This is a genomic window from Ramlibacter monticola, from assembly GCF_016722785.1.
GTDB classification, from domain to species: domain Bacteria; phylum Pseudomonadota; class Gammaproteobacteria; order Burkholderiales; family Burkholderiaceae_C; genus Ramlibacter; species Ramlibacter monticola.
Genome location: NZ_JAEQNE010000004.1, coordinates 158,098 through 173,552 on the forward strand (window position 1 = coordinate 158,098; position 15,455 = coordinate 173,552).

Sequence of the window (15,455 nt, forward strand, 5' to 3'; positions counted from 1 at the left end):
AGTCTCCACCATGAAGCAAAGGCGTCACCTGATCGCCGCTGCGGCCCTGTTGGCCACCATCACTGCACCCCTTCACGCTGCCCTCGAACGTGTCGGCCCCGTCAACAACGCCCCCACCGTCGGTGGCTTTGCCTCCTGGTACCAGGACAGGACGGGCATCACCTTCGAGTTCTGCGATCCGCAGACGCAGGCCGAACTCGATGGCGGATGGTGCGTGCTGCTGCCCGGCGACGCGGTCATCCCGGAGGCGTTCCCGGGCAACTTCTTCGACGAGCACTTCTATTACGTGGCCGACAACACGATGGTCGATGCCGGCAACGGCTTCCGGGCCCGCCTGCGCGTGGCGGTGGAAGCGGCGTTCGCCAACGGGCCCGCGATCCCGGGTGACCAGATCACCTTCGGGCGCCTGCGCGTCCAGACCTCGAACCTGCCGTTCGACGGCCACTACCGCGTGGTCACGCCCTTCTCGGACACCACCTACGAAAACCAGGTCGCCGGCGACCGCATCTTCGAGACGCTGGACGTCGGGGCCGGCTGCCAGGGCAATTTCGAGTGCGCGCTGGCCGCCAACCTCGGCCCCTACCTGCTGCCTTCCGCGCAGGCCGGCGGCGCCGAAGTGCCGGCCATGCCCGACCTGAAATTCGCGCCCGCGGGCACGGACCCCTTCTTCGACCTCGCGGTGGCCCAGGGCGCCGCGCCCACCGTCGACCCGGGGACGGGCAAGAAATACCTCGCCGACCCGGGGCGTGTCGGCGCGGTCACCGGCAGCCCGCTGCCGGACTTCATCGCCCGCAACACGGACGGCACGACGAGCGTGCGCAACCACAATACCTTCCGCGTGGAGGTGAGCACCCTGGACACGAACCAGGTGTTCTACACGCTCGATGGCGAGACCAACTTCAGCCTGGGCGGGCGCCTGAAGGATGGCTCGCTCGAAGGCAACGTGGGCGCCGGACGCGCCGTCTACAAGGCCGATTCCAACGGCGCGGTCACCGCGCTGGATGTCTTCACCACCGCGTCGGCGACCGTCCAGGCCCGCGTCCCCACCCAGCCGCAGAGCCCGCCGGTGAAGCCGATCCTGGCGTTCTACGACCAGCCCTGCGGCGGCGCGATCACCGTCGACCCCGTGAGCGGCGCCGTCACGATCAACGACGGCCCGTTCACGGCCCCGGCCGTTCCCGCGCACGACATGCTCGTGACCGGCAACGACTACTGGGGCCAGAGCCAGCCGGGCGGGCAGCCGCCCAGCCACGTCTGCATCGTGGACACCACCGCCAAGAACGCGGCCGGCCAGGTCCAGCCCGTCTACTACCTGCGCAGGCTGACGGACGAAGTCACCGTGGCCACGGCCGCCTTCAATGGGGTGAACAACGGGACCCTGAGCGTCACCGCGGCTTCCAGCGACCCGACCGCGGCCCTCTCGCTGGCCGGCTACGGCCCGGCGACGGGCACGCCCGGCACGTCCGCCGGCGTCGGGGCGGGCACCGGGCTGGATCTGGCCGGCAACGCCGCGACGGTCACGGGCCTGCAGGCCCCGCCGAGCGTCGTGCAGGTCGTCTCGACCAAGGGCGGCACGGGGCGGCGCGACACCGACACCGGCGCGGGCACGACGGTGCTGCTGGGCGTGCCCACGGCCAGCGCCGATTCCATCACGCTGAACGAGGACTGCACGGCCACCGCGGCCGGCGCCTGCCCCGCGGGCCAGGGGGTGACCGTGGACCTGCTGGCCAACGACACGATCCTGCTGAATGGCCAGGTCACGACGCTGCGCAACGTGGTGACGAACAACCTGGCCAGCGTGGTCGTGACGGCGCAGCCGGCCCGCCTGGGTACGGCCACGGTCAGCCCCACGGGGATCCTGAGCTACACGCCGAACGCGAACGCCAACGGCACCGACAGCATCGCCTACACGGTGAGCGTCAACGGCAAGGTTTCGAACCAGTCGCAGGTCTCGATCACGGTCACGCCGGTGAACGATGCGCCCGTCGCCGGCAACGTGATCGTGGGCGCCGTGGCGAGCAAGTTGAACCTGGCGAACCTGATCGCCAACGCCACCGACCCCGACGGCAACCTCGACGTGCGGGACGCGGTGATCGTCACCTGGCCTCCGCAGCTCGGCTCGCGCCCGACGCCCCTCAATGGCGTCATCGGCTACACGCCGGTGGCCACGGGCGGCTTCTCCTTCACCTTCCAGGTGAAGGACGCGGCCGGCGCGCTCTCGGCCAACACGGCGACGGGCATCGTGACGGTGGCGGCGAACGAGGTCATCACCTTCGGCAAGCACCAGTTCGTGCAGAACAAGAACCGGTGGACCGTCGACGGCACCGACAACGTGATCCAGGGCCAGACCATCACGGTCGTCTACGAGAACGGCCTGCTGGTCGGCGCGTCCGCGCCGTGCAACGGCACCGCGACGAATCCGAACTGCGTGATCGGCACTTCGCCGGTGGACGGCCTGGGCGCCTGGGGGCTCGACAAGGTCGGCGTGGCCGGCAACCTCAACCCGAAGGCCGGCGCCACCGTCTGGCAGGTCCCGCCGACGCACATCCGCGCCTTCTCGACGCTGCCCTCGCTGGGCGGCACGGTCGCCATCGACATCGTGTTCAAGTGAGCTGACGCGGCGACGCGGCGCGGGGGAAGGGGTGCGCTTCCTCCGCGCGCGTCAGCTAGCGCGCTTCGAGAATCGCGCGGGCGACCTCGGCGAAGCCCGCGCCGCGCTCGCCCTCGGTGACGTACGCGGGCTTGAAGGCCAGCTCCGCCTCGAAGCGGCGGATGTTCGCCACCCCCACGCTGTGCGGGAAGTGCTCGAACATCAGGACGTCGTTGGTCGAGTCGCCCACGTACACCCAGCGGTGCGCTTCCGCATCCAGCTCGCGCCCCAGCAGTTCCCGCACGGCCCAGCGCGCGCCGGAGAGCTTGTGGTGGCTGCCGTACCAGCCGTTGACGTGGATCGAGCTCACCGTGGCGTTCATGCCTTCGGCGCGCATGATCCGCACCACCTCGGCGATCCGCTCCGGCGGAAGCTGCATGAACTCGCTGTGGTCGATCGCGATGTCGGTTTCGCGGCCTCCGCTGTCGCGCGACACGGTCGCGCCGGGGACCTCCCGCACGATGCGCTGCGCCACCTGCTGCATGCGGGCGTGGTTGGCGCGCCGCACCACCTCGTCCTGCACGTAGCGCTTGTGCAGGCGGCCGTCGCCGCCGCGCGTCAGCGCCACCGACCCGTTCTCCGCCACGATGCCGGCCAGGGGCCACCCCAGCGCGAAAGGCTCGCTCCAGCCCACCGGCCGGCCGGTGATGGCGATCACGTGCACGCCCGCGGCCGCCAGCGCGTACAGGGCCTCCAGCGCGTCCGCCGTGATCGCGCCGTCGGTGGTCAGGGTGTCGTCGATGTCGGTGAGCAGCCCGAGGATGCCGCGGCGCGCGGCCGCCGGCCACGCGCGCAGGGGCTGCATGCAAGCGCGTGGCGTCAACGCGGCGCCCGCGGCAGCAGCAGGCGCCCGGCCCAGGAAGGCCGCGTCGGCTGCGCGCTGCCGGCCACGATGGGCCGTGCGCTGCTCTGCACGCCCGTGGCGGTGCCGGCCGGGCAGGCGCCAGTGTCCATGAAGGCCAGCGCGCCCTGGAGCAGCGGGTCGCCGCTGTCGCCGGCGGCGACGGTCACGTCGTCGCGCACCTGGCAGGTCGCTTCGATGCCCGTGGTGTAGTCGCCGAAGCCCTTGGCGTTGGTGCCCTTGAACTCGATCGGAAAGTAGGCGAGGCCGCAGTTGTTCTTCTGGCGGAAGCCATAGGGCTTGCCGCAGGTCGTATCGCCGACTCGGATCACCTGCACGTCGATCCCGCGCAGGCTGTTGATGATGGACTCGCTGGCCGAGCAGGTGCTGCCCGAGGTCAGGATGAAGACGCGCGGCAGGTTCAGCTGCGGCAGCGGCGTGCCGACCGGGTTCTGGGTCTCCGCTGTCTGCAGCCGGCTGGAGAACACCAGGGTGCTGTCGGCGCTTTCCTGGGCGCGCTTGTCGTTGTACTGCAGCCGCTCGAACACCTTGCCCTCGGCGGAGGGGCCGGTGACCATCGACGCGGCGGTCTGCGCGATGTACAGGAAGCCGCCCGAGTTGAAGCGCAGGTCCAGCACCAGGTCCTGCACGTCGCCCGCCCGGACCTGGCGGAAGGCGGCGATCAGGTCGTCCTGGGCGCCGAAGTCATGGTCGTTGAACTGGATGTAGCCGGCGCGACGCCCGCCCGGGCTGGTCACCACCTTGACCACCGGCACGAAGTCGGTGTGATTGGCGCGCACGTCGGGGGCCAGCGACAGCGACGCGTCGGCAGCGGACCGCACGTCGAGCACCTGCGAGGCCGGCAGCACGGCGCTGAAGCGGTCCTTGGGCTGGCCGTTGAGGTCCGGCGTGCGGACCCGCAGCGCGTCGAAGTACGCGGCGACGGCCGCCCGCACGGTGGGCCCGGTGAACCGGTCGGGGTCCACGTCGACGATCTCGTTGTACCAGAGGTAGACCTCGTCGAGGTAGGCGCGCGTGAACTTCTTCTGCCGCTCGAGCGTGCAGCTCGCCGGCACGCCCGGGATCTCCTCGTACTGCACCGAGGCTCCGAGCGGCGTGGTCGACGGGATGCCGGTGCCGGGGCCGGGCGCCGGCCCCGGGTCCGCGGCACTGCCGCCGCCGCCTCCGCCGCCGCAGGCGGCAAGCACCAGCGCGCACGCGGCAACCGCGGCGAGCGAACGGAACGGGAGCAGCTTTTTCATGGTGTGTGTGCGGATCGCGTTCGACGGACGATTATTGCCACGGCCCGGCCGTAAATTGTTGCGCCGCCTCAGTCCGCCTTCTGTAAAGCCAACCCCGCGTGCTCCCGCAGGAGGTGGAAATGGATCTTCGGGAAGCGCTCCTGCGCCAGCCGGACGTCATAGGGCGAGGTGCACAGGAAGGCCAGGGCATCGGCCGCGTCCAGCGCGAGCCGCTGCGGGTAAGCATCGGTAAAAGCCTTGAGCTCGGCGGGCGTGTCCGCGGTGATCCAGCGCGCGCCCGTGTACGGGCAGCCTTCCAGCCGCACGTCGCAGTCGTATTCGGTCGCGAGCCGGTGCTGCACGACCTCGAACTGCAGCTGGCCGACGGCGCCCAGCAGCATCGGCCCGCCGATCTGCGGCCGGAACACCTGGATCGCGCCTTCCTCCCCGAGCTGCGCCAGCCCCTGCTGCAGCTGCTTGGTGCGCAGGGGGTTCTTCAGCACCACGACCTGGAACAGTTCCGGTGCGAAGAAGGGCAGGCCGGTGTACTGCAGGTTCACCGAGCCGTCGGTGATGGTGTCGCCCAGCTGCACGCCGCCGTGGGTCGTGAAGCCGATGATGTCGCCCGCATAGGCTTCGTCGACCGCCTCGCGCCGCTGCGAGAGGAAGGTGACCACCGAGGTCGGCCGCAGCTCCTTGGCGGTGCGCTGCACCTTCAGCTTCATGCCGGGCGTGTACTTGCCCGAGGCCATGCGCACGAAGGCGATGCGGTCGCGGTGCGAGGGGTCCATGTTGGCCTGCACCTTGAACACCACACCGGAGAAGGCGGCGTCGTCCGGCGCCACGATGCGTTCCACCGGCTGCCGGTTGACGACCGCGTTGCTGGTGCGCGGTTGCGGCGCGGGAGCCAGGTCCACCAGCGCGTCCAGCACTTCCATCACGCCGAAGTTGTTGACGGCGGAGCCGAAGAACACCGGCGTCTGCTTCGCGGCCAGGAAGGCCGCGTGGTCCCACTCGGGCGAGGCGCCCGCGGCCAGCTCCATGCTCTCGGCGGCCTGGTCGTATTCGGCGCCGAAACGGCGCTGCAACTCGCCGGCGTCGGCCAGCGGGATGGTGTCGAAATCCTGCGGGCGGCGCTCGCTGCCGGACTCGAACACGGTCATGGCCTGCCTGCGCAGGTTCATGATGCCGCCGAAGGTCTTGCCCTTGCCGACCGGCCAGGTCATGGGCACGCAGGGCATGCCCAGCTCGCGCTCGACCTCGTCGAGGATGTCGAGCGGCTCGCGCACCTCGCGGTCCATCTTGTTGACGAAGGTGATGATGGGCGTGTCGCGCTGGCGGCAGACCTCGATCAGGCGCCTGGTCTGGGCTTCCACGCCGTTGGCCGCGTCGATCACCATCAGGGCCGCGTCCACGGCGGTCAGCACCCGGTAGGTGTCCTCGGAGAAGTCCTTGTGGCCGGGCGTGTCGAGCAGGTTGACCACGTGGTCGCGGTACAGCATCTGCATCACCGACGAGGCCACCGAGATGCCGCGCTGCTTCTCGATCTCCATCCAGTCGGAGGTCGCGTGGCGCGAGGCCTTGCGGCCCTTCACCGCACCGGCGATCTGGATCGCGCCGGAGAACAGCAGCAGCTTTTCCGTCAGCGTGGTCTTGCCCGCGTCGGGGTGCGAAATGATGGCGAAGGTGCGGCGGCGCCGGACTTCGGCGCTGAGGGGCGAGGCGGACACAGGGGGAAACTCCGGGACGGCCGGGCAGGGCGGTGGTGCCGGCCCGGCAAACCCCGTATTTTGCCTGCCCGGCCGATGCCACGCCGGCACGGGGCTGCGTTCGCCCCCCGCATCCCGCCGCCGGTGGCGCCATAAGGTGGCGTCCGACGCGGCCCGCCGCGGCGCGGGGGTACGGTGGCTGCATGGCCGGGGCCCGCATGGAAACCCCGCTGGAGATCGACGGCCGCGAGCTCGTGATCACCAACAGCGGCAAGCTGCTGATCCCCGAGGCGGGAATCAGCAAGCTGGACCTCGTCCAGTACTACCTTGCCGTGGCCGAGGGCGCCTTGCGCGGCGCCGGCGGCCGGCCCTGCATCCTCGTGCGCTATCCGAACGGCATCCACGGCGAGTTCTTCTTCCAGAAGCGGGCCCCGGCGAAGCGGCCGGACTGGCTGGAGGTGGCGGAGATCCGTTTCCCGTCCGGCCGCAGTGCCGAGGAGATCGTGCCGCGCCATCCCGCCGACCTGGCCTGGATGGCCAACCTGGCGTGCCTGGAACTGCACCCGCATCCCGTCCGCGCCGGCGACCTGGACCACCCCGATGAGCTTCGCGTCGACCTCGATCCGGTGCCCGGCGTCGGCTGGCCGCAGATCCGGGAGGTCGCGCGCGTGGTGCACGCGGTGCTGACGGACCTGGGGCTGAAGGGCTGGCCCAAGACCTCGGGCTCGCGCGGCATCCACGTGCTGGTGCGCATCCCGCCGGAGTGGGGCTTCGACGAGGTGCGGCGCGCCGCGCTGGCGCTGGCGCGCGAGGTCGAACGCCGCGCCCCGACCCTCGCCTCGAGCCGGTGGTGGAAGGAGGAGCGCCGCGGCGTGTTCGTCGACTACAACCAGAACGCCAAGGACCGCACCGTGACCTCGGCGTACTCGGTACGGCCGAAGCCGGATGGCCGCGTGTCCGCGCCGGTGAGCTGGCAGGAACTGGACGACTGCGATCCGGCCGACTTCACGCTGCGCACCATGCCGCAGCGCCTGCGGAAGATCGGCGATCCGCACGCGGAGATCGACCGCTGGCCCTGCTCGCTGGAGCCGCTGCTGGAGCTGTCGCGCCGGCAGGAGGCCGACGGGCAGGGCGACGCCCCCTGGCCGCCGCACTACCGCAAGGCGGCCGGCGAGCCGCGACGGGCGCCGCCCTCGAGGAAGCCGCTGATCGAGGTCGCGCGGGCGGACCGCGAGACCGAGGCGATCGCGGCGGCGGAGGACTGGAAGGCGAAGCACCCGAAGGTGGCGCAGCACCTGGAGCCCGCCGACGTGCTTGTGGACCGCATGCGCGGAAGTTCCTCGCTGTGGTACCGGGTGCGGATCAACCTGGAGCACGTGCCGGCGCGCCTGCGGCCCGAGGACGACGGCCCGCCGCAGGACGGCAAGCCCAAGGTGCCGAAGGAGGCCAAGCCCAGGGCCTGACCTCCACGGCGCCATTCAGTGCTGCGCCGCCTCCCTGGCCCGGAACACCTTCGCCAGCTCGAACGGCGTCGTCACCTCCAGCTGGTCGAAGCGGCACTCCTGCGCCGGCTTGTCGTCGCGCCAGCGCAGGAACACCGCGGCATGCCGGAAGCGGTTGCCCTGCAGGTGGTCGTACTTGACCTCGCACACGCGCTGCGGCCGCAGCGGCTCCCAGCTCAGGTCCTTGCCGCCGCTCCAGCGGCTCTGCGCGCCGGGCATGCGCTGCGCGTCGCCGACCCCCGCGCCGGCCCACTCGCGCCAGGGGTGGTCCTCCAGCGCGTCCTTGCGCAGCGGCGCCAGCGCCTCCAGCAGTTCCTGGCGCATCCCCATGGTGAAGGACGAAGTCACGCCCACGTGCTGCAGCACGCCGTGCTCGTCGTACAGCCCCAGCAGCAGCGAGCCGATCGCGTCGTCGCGGTCCTTGTACCAGCGGAAGCCGGCCACCACGCAATCGGCGCTGCGCACGTGCTTGATCTTCAGCATCGCCCGCTTGCCCGGCTGGTAGCTCGCCGACTCCAGCTTGGCGATCACGCCGTCGAGGCCGGCCCCTTCGAACTTCTCCAGCCATTCCTCGGCCTGCGCCCGGTCGCGGGTGACCGGCGTCAGGTGCAGCGGCGGCCTGGCCTTGCCCAGCAGGCGCTCCAGCCGGGCCCGTCGCTCGGACTGCGGCAACTCCATGGTGGATTTGCCGCCGGCGGCCAGCAGGTCGAAGGCGACGAAGCTGGCGGGCGTCTCCTTCGCCAGCCGGGCCACACGCGAGGCGGCCGGATGCAGGCGCATCTGCAGCGCGTCGAAGTCCAGGCCGCCGGGCGTGGCCACCACGATCTCGCCGTCCAGCACGCAGCCCTTGGGCAACTCCTCGTGCAGCGCCTTCTCCAGCTCGGGGAAGTAGCGGTTCAGGGGGCGCAGGTCGCGGCTCTGCAGGTAGGTCTGCTCGGCGCCGCGGAACACCAGCGCGCGGAAGCCGTCCCACTTGGGCTCGAACAGGAAGCCCGGCCCGTCGGGCAGCACTTCGGCGATCTTGGCCAGCATCGGCTCGATGGGCGGGGAGGGCAGGCCGGTGGCGGACATGGGGCGTATTTAACCCTTTGCAGCCGATCCGTGGGGGGCGACGCGCGCCTGCCAGCCCTTCCGGTAAAATCCGGCCCAACCGAGGAGCGTTGCAGCGTCCGCCATGGACGCGAGGCTCGGATTCCATGCAACGACGCTCACCCACCTTTCCGTGCGGTGAGTCCTCCGGAAGGTGGGCTCTCCACCATCACGTTCCGGAGCCACCATGAACGCCGTTCTCAAGACCGCCGCGCCCGCCGACTGCGCGATCACCGACATCTCGCTCGCCGGCTGGGGCCGCAAGGAAATCCGCATCGCCGAGACCGAGATGCCCGGCCTGATGGCGATCCGCCAGGAATTCGCCAAGGCCCAGCCCCTGAAGGGCGCGCGCATCACCGGCTCGCTGCACATGACGATCCAGACGGCGGTGCTGATCGAGACGCTGCAGGCGCTGGGCGCCCAGGTGCGCTGGGCCTCGTGCAACATCTTCTCCACCCAGGACCACGCGGCCGCCGCCATCGCCGCCGGCGGCACGCCGGTGTTCGCCAAGAAGGGCGAGTCGCTGGAGGAGTACTGGGACTACACGCACCGCATCTTCGACTTCGGCGCCAAGGGCAGCGAGGGCGAAGGCCCCAACATGATCCTGGACGACGGCGGCGACGCCACGCTGCTGATGCACCTGGGCCAGCGCTGCGAGAAGGACCTGTCGCTGATCGACACGCACTCGTCCGAGGAAGAGCGCATCCTGCACAACGCCATCCGCAGCAAGCTGGCGGAAGACCCCACCTGGTACAGCCGCAAGTCGGCCAGCATCCTCGGCGTGACCGAGGAGACCACCACCGGCGTGCACCGCCTGCAGGACATGGCCGCCAACGGCAAGCTGAAGTTCCGCGCCATCAACGTCAACGACTCGGTCACCAAGAGCAAGTTCGACAACCTGTACGGCTGCCGCGAGTCGCTGGTGGACGGCATCAAGCGCGCCACCGACGTGATGGTGGCCGGCAAGGTCGCCCTGGTGGCCGGCTACGGCGACGTGGGCAAGGGCTCGGCCCAGGCCCTGCGCGCCCTGTCGGCCCAGGTGTGGGTGACCGAGATCGACCCGATCAACGCGCTGCAGGCCGCCATGGAAGGCTACCGCGTGGTGACGATGGACTACGCCGCCGACAAGGCCGACATCTTCGTGACCTGCACCGGCAACCGCGACGTCATCACCTACGCCCACATGGCGAAGATGAAGGACCAGGCGATCGTCTGCAACATCGGCCACTTCGACAACGAGATCGACGTCGCGTCGCTCGAGAAGAAGTGCCAGTGGGAGGAGATCAAGCCGCAGGTCGACCACGTGATCTTCGAGGGCGGCAAGCGCATCATCCTGCTGGCCAAGGGCCGCCTGGTGAACCTGGGCTGCGCCACGGGCCACCCGAGCTACGTGATGTCCTCCTCCTTCGCCAACCAGACGCTGGCGCAGATCGAGCTGTTCACCAAGCCCGAGAAGTACGAGGTGGGCCAGGTGTACGTGCTGCCCAAGCACCTGGACGAGAAGGTCGCGCGCCTGCAGCTGTCGAAGCTGGGCGCGCAGCTGACGGAGCTGACGGATGCCCAGGCGGCGTACATCGGCGTGAACAAGAGCGGTCCGTACAAGCCCGACACCTATCGCTATTGAGAGCCACGTCATCCCCGGCCTCCGGGGATGACGCCCGACCCATGCGTGCCGACCAACTCCTCGTCGATCGCGGCCTCGCCGCCACCCGCTCGCAGGCGCAGCGCCTCATCGCCGCCGGCGTGCGCTGGTTCGACGGCGCCCGCTGGGTGGACGTGGGCAAGAACGGCGAGGAGATCCCGGAACAGGCCCAGATCGAGCTGCTCGATGCCTCGGAGTCGCGCTACGTCTCGCGCGGCGGCCTGAAGCTCGAAGGCGGGCTGAAGGCCAGCGGCCTCGACGTCACCGGCTGGACCTGCCTCGACGTCGGCCAGTCCACCGGGGGCTTCACCGACTGCCTGCTGCAGCACGGCGCCGCCGCCGTGACCGGCGTGGACGTCGGCCACGGCCAGCTCCATGCCAAGCTGCGCCAGGACCCGCGCGTGGTCGCCATCGAGAAGCTCAACGCACGCGACCTGCGCGACGAGCAGATCGGCGCCCACTACGACCTGATCGCCGGCGACCTTTCCTTCATCTCGCTGACGCTGGTGCTGCCGGCGCTGGCGCCGCTCGCCAAGCCGGGCGGCCACCTGCTGATGCTGGCCAAGCCGCAGTTCGAGCTGCAGCCGCAGCAGATCGGCAAGGGCGGCCTGGTGCGCGATCCTTCCCTGTATGCGGTGGTCGAGCAGCGCCTGCGCGAATGCTGCGCGGCGCTGGACCTCGACGTCGCCGGCTGGTACGACAGCCCCATCGCGGGCGGCGACGGCAACCGCGAATTCTTCCTGCACGCCAAGGCGAGGAGCCTCTGATGCTTCCGATCTCCCTCGAATTCTTCCCGCCCAAGACGCCGGAGGGCGCCGACAAGCTGCGCGCCGCCCGCAAGGAGCTCTATGCGCTGCAGCCGGAGTTCTGCTCCGTGACCTACGGCGCGGGCGGTTCCACCCATGCCGGCACCTTCACCACCGTGGGCGAGATCCTCGCCGAAGGCGTGGAGGCGGCCAGCCACTTCTCGTGCATCGGCGCCACGCGCGCCAAGGTGCGCGACCAGCTCGCGCAGCTCAAGGCCATGGGCGTGCGGCGCCTGGTGGCCCTGCGCGGCGATCTTCCCAGCGGCTACGGCATCGGCGGCGAGTTCCTCTATGCCAGCGAGCTGGTGGAGTTCATCCGCGCCGAGACCGGCCGCGAATTCCGCATCGAGGTGGCGTGCTACCCCGAGACGCACCCGCAGGCGAAGTCGCCGCAGGGCGACCTGCAGGCCTTCGCCACCAAGGTCAGGGCCGGCGCCGATGCCGCGATCACCCAGTACTTCTACAACAGCGACGCCTACTTCCGCTTCGTCGAGGAGGCGCGCAAGCTGGGCGTGCAGGCACCGGTGGTGCCGGGCATCATGCCGATCACCAATTCGAGCCAGCTGCTGCGCTTCTCGGACGCCTGCGGCGCCGAGGTGCCGCGCTGGATCCGGCTGCGGCTGCAGGGCTTCGGCGACGACACCGCCTCGATCCGCGCCTTCGGCCTCGACGTGGTGGCCGACCTGTGCGAACGCCTGATCCGCGGCGGCGTCCCGGGCCTGCACTTCTACACGATGAACCAGTCGGCGGCGACGCTCGCCGTGCTGCGCCAGATCAGCGCCCTGCGCTGAAGGCTTAGGCCACGAGCGCGCGCGCGCTGCGCAGCGCCTGCTGCAGGTAGCTGCCCCCGAACAGCACGGCGTGGTTCAGGAGGTGGTAGAGCTGGTAGAGCTGCGTGCGCTTGAGGTCGGGCCAGATCCCGCCCGAGTGTTCGTAGGCTTCGCGAAAGCCGCGCGGCGGGCTGCCGAACAGCTCCATCATCGCGAGCTCCGCCTGCGCGTCGGAACACGACACGGCGGGGTCGAACACCACCGGCGTGCCGTCGGACAACATGCCCCAGTTGCCCTGCCACAGGTCCCCGTGGATCAGGGAGGGCCGCGGCGCGCGGCCGTCGGCGAACAGGCCGGGCAAGGTCTCGATCACCGCATCGATCGCGGAGCGCAGGTCGCCGGGCGCGTTGCGCAGGCGTTCCCGCATGGCGGCCAGGCGCGCGTCGGCGAAGAAGGCGATCCAGCCCGAGGCGGTGGGCGCCTGCGTGGGCGTGTTGCGCTGCGGCGTGGCTCCGACGTAGTTGTCGCTGCGCCAGCCGAAGCCCGCCGGCTCCAGCGGCGCGGCATGCGCGTGCAGCGCGGCCAGCGCTTCGCCGAAGCGGAAGCCGAACTCCGCGTCGGGCCGGCCGAGCTGCAGCCACTCGAGCGCGAGGATCACGCCGCCGCCCGGACGATCGAGCACGGCACGCACCGCCGGCACGCGGATCGTCTCCGTGGCGGCGAGCGCGCGCAGCCCGTCCGCCTCGGCGCGGAGCATGCCCGCGGCCGTTTCGGCGGCGCTCTTGAGGAAGAGGAGTTCGCGGCCCTGCCGGGCTTCCCACGTGTCGCAGAAGGCACTGGCCCCGAGGGCCTGGAGCTGCCAGCGGCCACCCAGCAGTTCGCCGAGCTCCGGCAATGGTTCCTGCAGCTGTTGCATCCGCGCAATTGTGGGTTGCGCATTCGTGAACGGCTGGGCCTGCAATGTATCAATGCGCGGCTTTGTGACACCCGCCGGAAGCCTGACTGTCGAGCCACGCTTAAGCTCGACGGCGATGAAGTCGATCGTCTTTTCCCTCGTTGCCGCCGGTGGGGCGGCCCTCCTGGCCCCGTCCGCCCTGGGCGCCGGGCCGGCGCTCCAGGTCTGCGGGCCGCAGGTGTCCGTCGAGGAATTGCTGCGGCAGATCAACGCCGCGCGCGCGGCGGGCCACCGTTGCGGCGGCCGCGCGATGGGGCCGGCGACTCCGCTGCAGTGGGACGCCGCGCTGTATTCGGCGGCGCAGGGCCACTCGCTGGACATGGCCAAGCGCAACTACTTCGAGCACCGCAGCCCCGAAGGCGTGGACGTCGCCGCCCGCGCGTCCGCCGTGCGCTACCCCTGGAAGAGCGTCGGCGAGAACATCGCGGCCGGCGCCCGCAGCATGCCGGACGCCGTGCAGAACTGGCTGGAGAGCCCGGGCCACTGCGAGAACATCATGAACCCCGCCTTCAGCGACGTGGCTGTTGCGTGCGTGGCACAGCCCGGCACGCAATGGGGCACGTATTGGACGATGGTGCTGGGGCGGAAATAGCCGGTTGCATTTGGACATGCGGTGTTAGCTCAGCAGTGGGAAGCTGAGCCGATGCAGTCCCCTTCCATGTTTCGTCCCTGGGCCGTGATCGGCCTGCTGGCGCTCACCTGCGCCTCGGTCGCCGACGCCGCCTACGTCACCCAATGCGGCGTGCAGGCGCAGGAAGCGCTGCGGCGCATCAACGCCGCACGCGCGGTCGGCCAGCGTTGCGGCTGGCGCAGCATGCCGCCGGCGCCGCCCCTGCACTGGAACGAGACCTTGCAGACCGTCGCGACCCGCCACTCGCAGGACATGGCGGTGCGCAACTACTTCGACCACCGGAGCCCGGACGGCCGCACGATCCGCGAACGGGTGTCGGGCACGCCGTACAAGTTCAGCCTCGTGGGCGAGAACCTGGCCGGCGGCGATCCCACCGTGACCAGCGCCGTGCAGGGCTGGATCGAAAGCCCCAGCCATTGCGAGAACATGATGGACCCGCGCTTCCTCGACGTCGCCGTCGCCTGCGTGGGCCGGCACGGAAGCCAGTGGGGGACCTACTGGACGATGGTCCTGGGGCGGCGCCGCTAGCCGCCCGACTCGACGAGCTGGGCCTGCCCCTTCCCGCGTCCCAGCACTTCCAGCACCGGCGGCAAGGTCTCCTGCAGGCTTGCCTTCAGCGTGTGCGGCGGGTTGACGAGGAACACGCCGCTGGCGGTCAGCCCCGGACGCGGCGTGGCCTCGCCCGGCGTGTGCGTCTTCGCGCGCTCCGGAGACTGGCCGATGCTGAGGATGGCGTGCAGCCAGGGCTTGCCGGCCTGGTTGGCCAGCGTCTTCAGCCGGCGGGGCAGTTCGTGCGCCTCGGGCCGCGGGATCACCGGATACCAGATCATGTAGGTGCCGGTGGCGAACTTGCGCAGGCTCTCCTGCAGGGTCGCGGCCACGCGCGCGTAGTCGTGTTTCAGCTCGTAGCTGGGGTCGATCAGGACCAGGCCGCGCCGCGACGGCGGCGGCAACAGGGCGCGCAGCCCCTCGAAGCCGTCCTCGCGCTTGAGGCCGATCTGCCGCCCTGCGTGCAGCTGTTCGACGTGCGTGGCCAGTGCCTTGCTGTCGGTGGGGTGCAGCTCGAACAGCCAGAGCTTGTCCTTCGCCTCCTGCCTCAGCAGGGCCTGCGTCACGAAGGGCGAGCCGGGATAGACCCGGGTCTTGCCGGAAGGATTGAAGCTGGCGAGCAGCTGCAGGTAATCGGCCAGCAGCGGGGGCGCCTCGGCCGCGAGCGGGCTGGCCACCAGTTTCAGGATCCCGTCCTGCGCCTCGCCGGAGGTGTCGGCGAAGTCGCTGTCGAGGCGGTAGAGGCCGGCGCCGGCGTGGGTGTCGACCACCGAGATCGCCGTGGGCTTGGCCGTGAGGTGCCTGAGGACTGCGATCAGCACCATGTGCTTGAGGACGTCGGCGTGGTTGCCGGCATGGAAGCCGTGGCGGTAGCTGAACATGGGGGGTGGATGGTAGCCGGTTGCGGCAGACCGCCGCCAAGGCACAGGGCTCCGGATTTTCGTATAATGCCGGGTTCCGTAGCGATTCTGAGTCCCGCGACGGAGAACAGAGAGGGGCACCTGCGGTGCCTCGATGCGCCAGGGGCGCCCCGACCTGCATGCCACCTAAGAGGTCCCCGCCAGAGGGAC

At 70.4% G+C, this 15,455-nt stretch carries 13 protein-coding genes and 1 riboswitch; of the genes, 7 read left to right on the top strand and 6 right to left on the bottom strand.

Going from position 1 to position 15,455, the window contains the following annotated elements:
• The first annotated feature begins 10 nt into the window (after positions 1–10).
• A complete protein-coding gene (locus JJ685_RS17375; protein WP_201675582.1) occupies positions 11–2,611 on the top strand; it encodes an Ig-like domain-containing protein in 2,601 nt (866 codons plus the stop codon).
• Between the two features lie 55 nt (positions 2,612–2,666).
• Here the strand turns inward: JJ685_RS17375 and JJ685_RS17380 are convergent, their stop codons facing one another.
• The 3 genes from JJ685_RS17380 to JJ685_RS17390 all read right to left on the bottom strand — a co-directional run bounded on the left by JJ685_RS17380 (position 2,667) and on the right by JJ685_RS17390 (position 6,462).
• Positions 2,667–3,455 (bottom strand): HAD-IIB family hydrolase, encoded by a 789-nt coding sequence (locus tag JJ685_RS17380; protein ID WP_201675583.1) that lies wholly within the window; start codon positions 3,453–3,455, stop codon positions 2,667–2,669.
• 14 nt (positions 3,456–3,469) lie between these two features.
• Positions 3,470–4,753 (bottom strand): S41 family peptidase, encoded by a 1,284-nt coding sequence (locus JJ685_RS17385; RefSeq protein WP_201675584.1) that lies wholly within the window; start codon positions 4,751–4,753, stop codon positions 3,470–3,472.
• A gap of 68 nt (positions 4,754–4,821) precedes the next feature.
• The gene (locus JJ685_RS17390; RefSeq protein WP_201675585.1) at positions 4,822–6,462 is read right to left on the bottom strand and encodes a peptide chain release factor 3; all 1,641 of its coding nucleotides are present in this window, start codon (positions 6,460–6,462) and stop codon (positions 4,822–4,824) included.
• A gap of 182 nt (positions 6,463–6,644) precedes the next feature.
• Here JJ685_RS17390 and JJ685_RS17395 point away from each other — a divergent pair, with 182 nt between their 5' ends.
• Positions 6,645–7,904, top strand: coding sequence for a DNA polymerase domain-containing protein (locus JJ685_RS17395; RefSeq protein WP_201675586.1), 1,260 nt, complete (start codon positions 6,645–6,647; stop codon positions 7,902–7,904).
• Between the two features lie 15 nt (positions 7,905–7,919).
• Here JJ685_RS17395 and JJ685_RS17400 read toward each other — a convergent pair whose 3' ends face one another.
• Positions 7,920–9,014, bottom strand: coding sequence for an ATP-dependent DNA ligase (locus JJ685_RS17400; RefSeq protein WP_201675587.1), 1,095 nt, complete (start codon positions 9,012–9,014; stop codon positions 7,920–7,922).
• A 75-nt stretch (positions 9,015–9,089) separates the two neighbouring features.
• Positions 9,090–9,160, top strand: a riboswitch (S-adenosyl-L-homocysteine riboswitch).
• Between the two features lie 59 nt (positions 9,161–9,219).
• On the opposite strand from JJ685_RS17400, the gene ahcY reads away from it, so the two are divergent.
• From ahcY to metF, 3 genes are read left to right on the top strand one after another with little or no spacing between them, the layout of a single operon-like run.
• Complete coding sequence (gene ahcY / locus JJ685_RS17405) at positions 9,220–10,656, top strand: adenosylhomocysteinase (protein ID WP_201675588.1); 1,437 nt, start codon at positions 9,220–9,222, stop codon at positions 10,654–10,656.
• A gap of 41 nt (positions 10,657–10,697) precedes the next feature.
• Positions 10,698–11,441: a TlyA family RNA methyltransferase gene (locus tag JJ685_RS17410; protein WP_201675589.1), complete on the top strand. Its 744-nt coding sequence runs from the start codon at positions 10,698–10,700 to the stop codon at positions 11,439–11,441.
• Positions 11,441–12,271, top strand: coding sequence for a methylenetetrahydrofolate reductase [NAD(P)H] (gene metF / locus JJ685_RS17415; protein ID WP_201675590.1), 831 nt, complete (start codon positions 11,441–11,443; stop codon positions 12,269–12,271). Before JJ685_RS17410 ends, metF begins: the two co-directional genes overlap by 1 nt.
• A gap of 4 nt (positions 12,272–12,275) precedes the next feature.
• Here metF and JJ685_RS17420 read toward each other — a convergent pair whose 3' ends face one another.
• The gene (locus JJ685_RS17420) at positions 12,276–13,166 is read right to left on the bottom strand and encodes a fructosamine kinase family protein (RefSeq protein ID WP_201675591.1); all 891 of its coding nucleotides are present in this window, start codon (positions 13,164–13,166) and stop codon (positions 12,276–12,278) included.
• Positions 13,167–13,281: 115 nt separating this feature from the next.
• Here JJ685_RS17420 and JJ685_RS17425 point away from each other — a divergent pair, with 115 nt between their 5' ends.
• Positions 13,282–13,797, top strand: a complete 516-nt coding sequence (locus JJ685_RS17425; protein WP_201675592.1) for a CAP domain-containing protein — start codon at positions 13,282–13,284, stop codon at positions 13,795–13,797.
• A gap of 66 nt (positions 13,798–13,863) precedes the next feature.
• Complete coding sequence (locus JJ685_RS17430; RefSeq protein ID WP_201675593.1) at positions 13,864–14,364, top strand: CAP domain-containing protein; 501 nt, start codon at positions 13,864–13,866, stop codon at positions 14,362–14,364.
• On the opposite strand, the gene JJ685_RS17435 is transcribed toward JJ685_RS17430, so the two are convergent.
• Positions 14,361–15,266, bottom strand: a complete 906-nt coding sequence (locus JJ685_RS17435; RefSeq protein ID WP_201675594.1) for a 23S rRNA (adenine(2030)-N(6))-methyltransferase RlmJ — start codon at positions 15,264–15,266, stop codon at positions 14,361–14,363. The two genes, JJ685_RS17430 and JJ685_RS17435, sit on opposite strands and share 4 nt — an antisense overlap.
• Positions 15,267–15,455 lie beyond the last annotated feature (189 nt).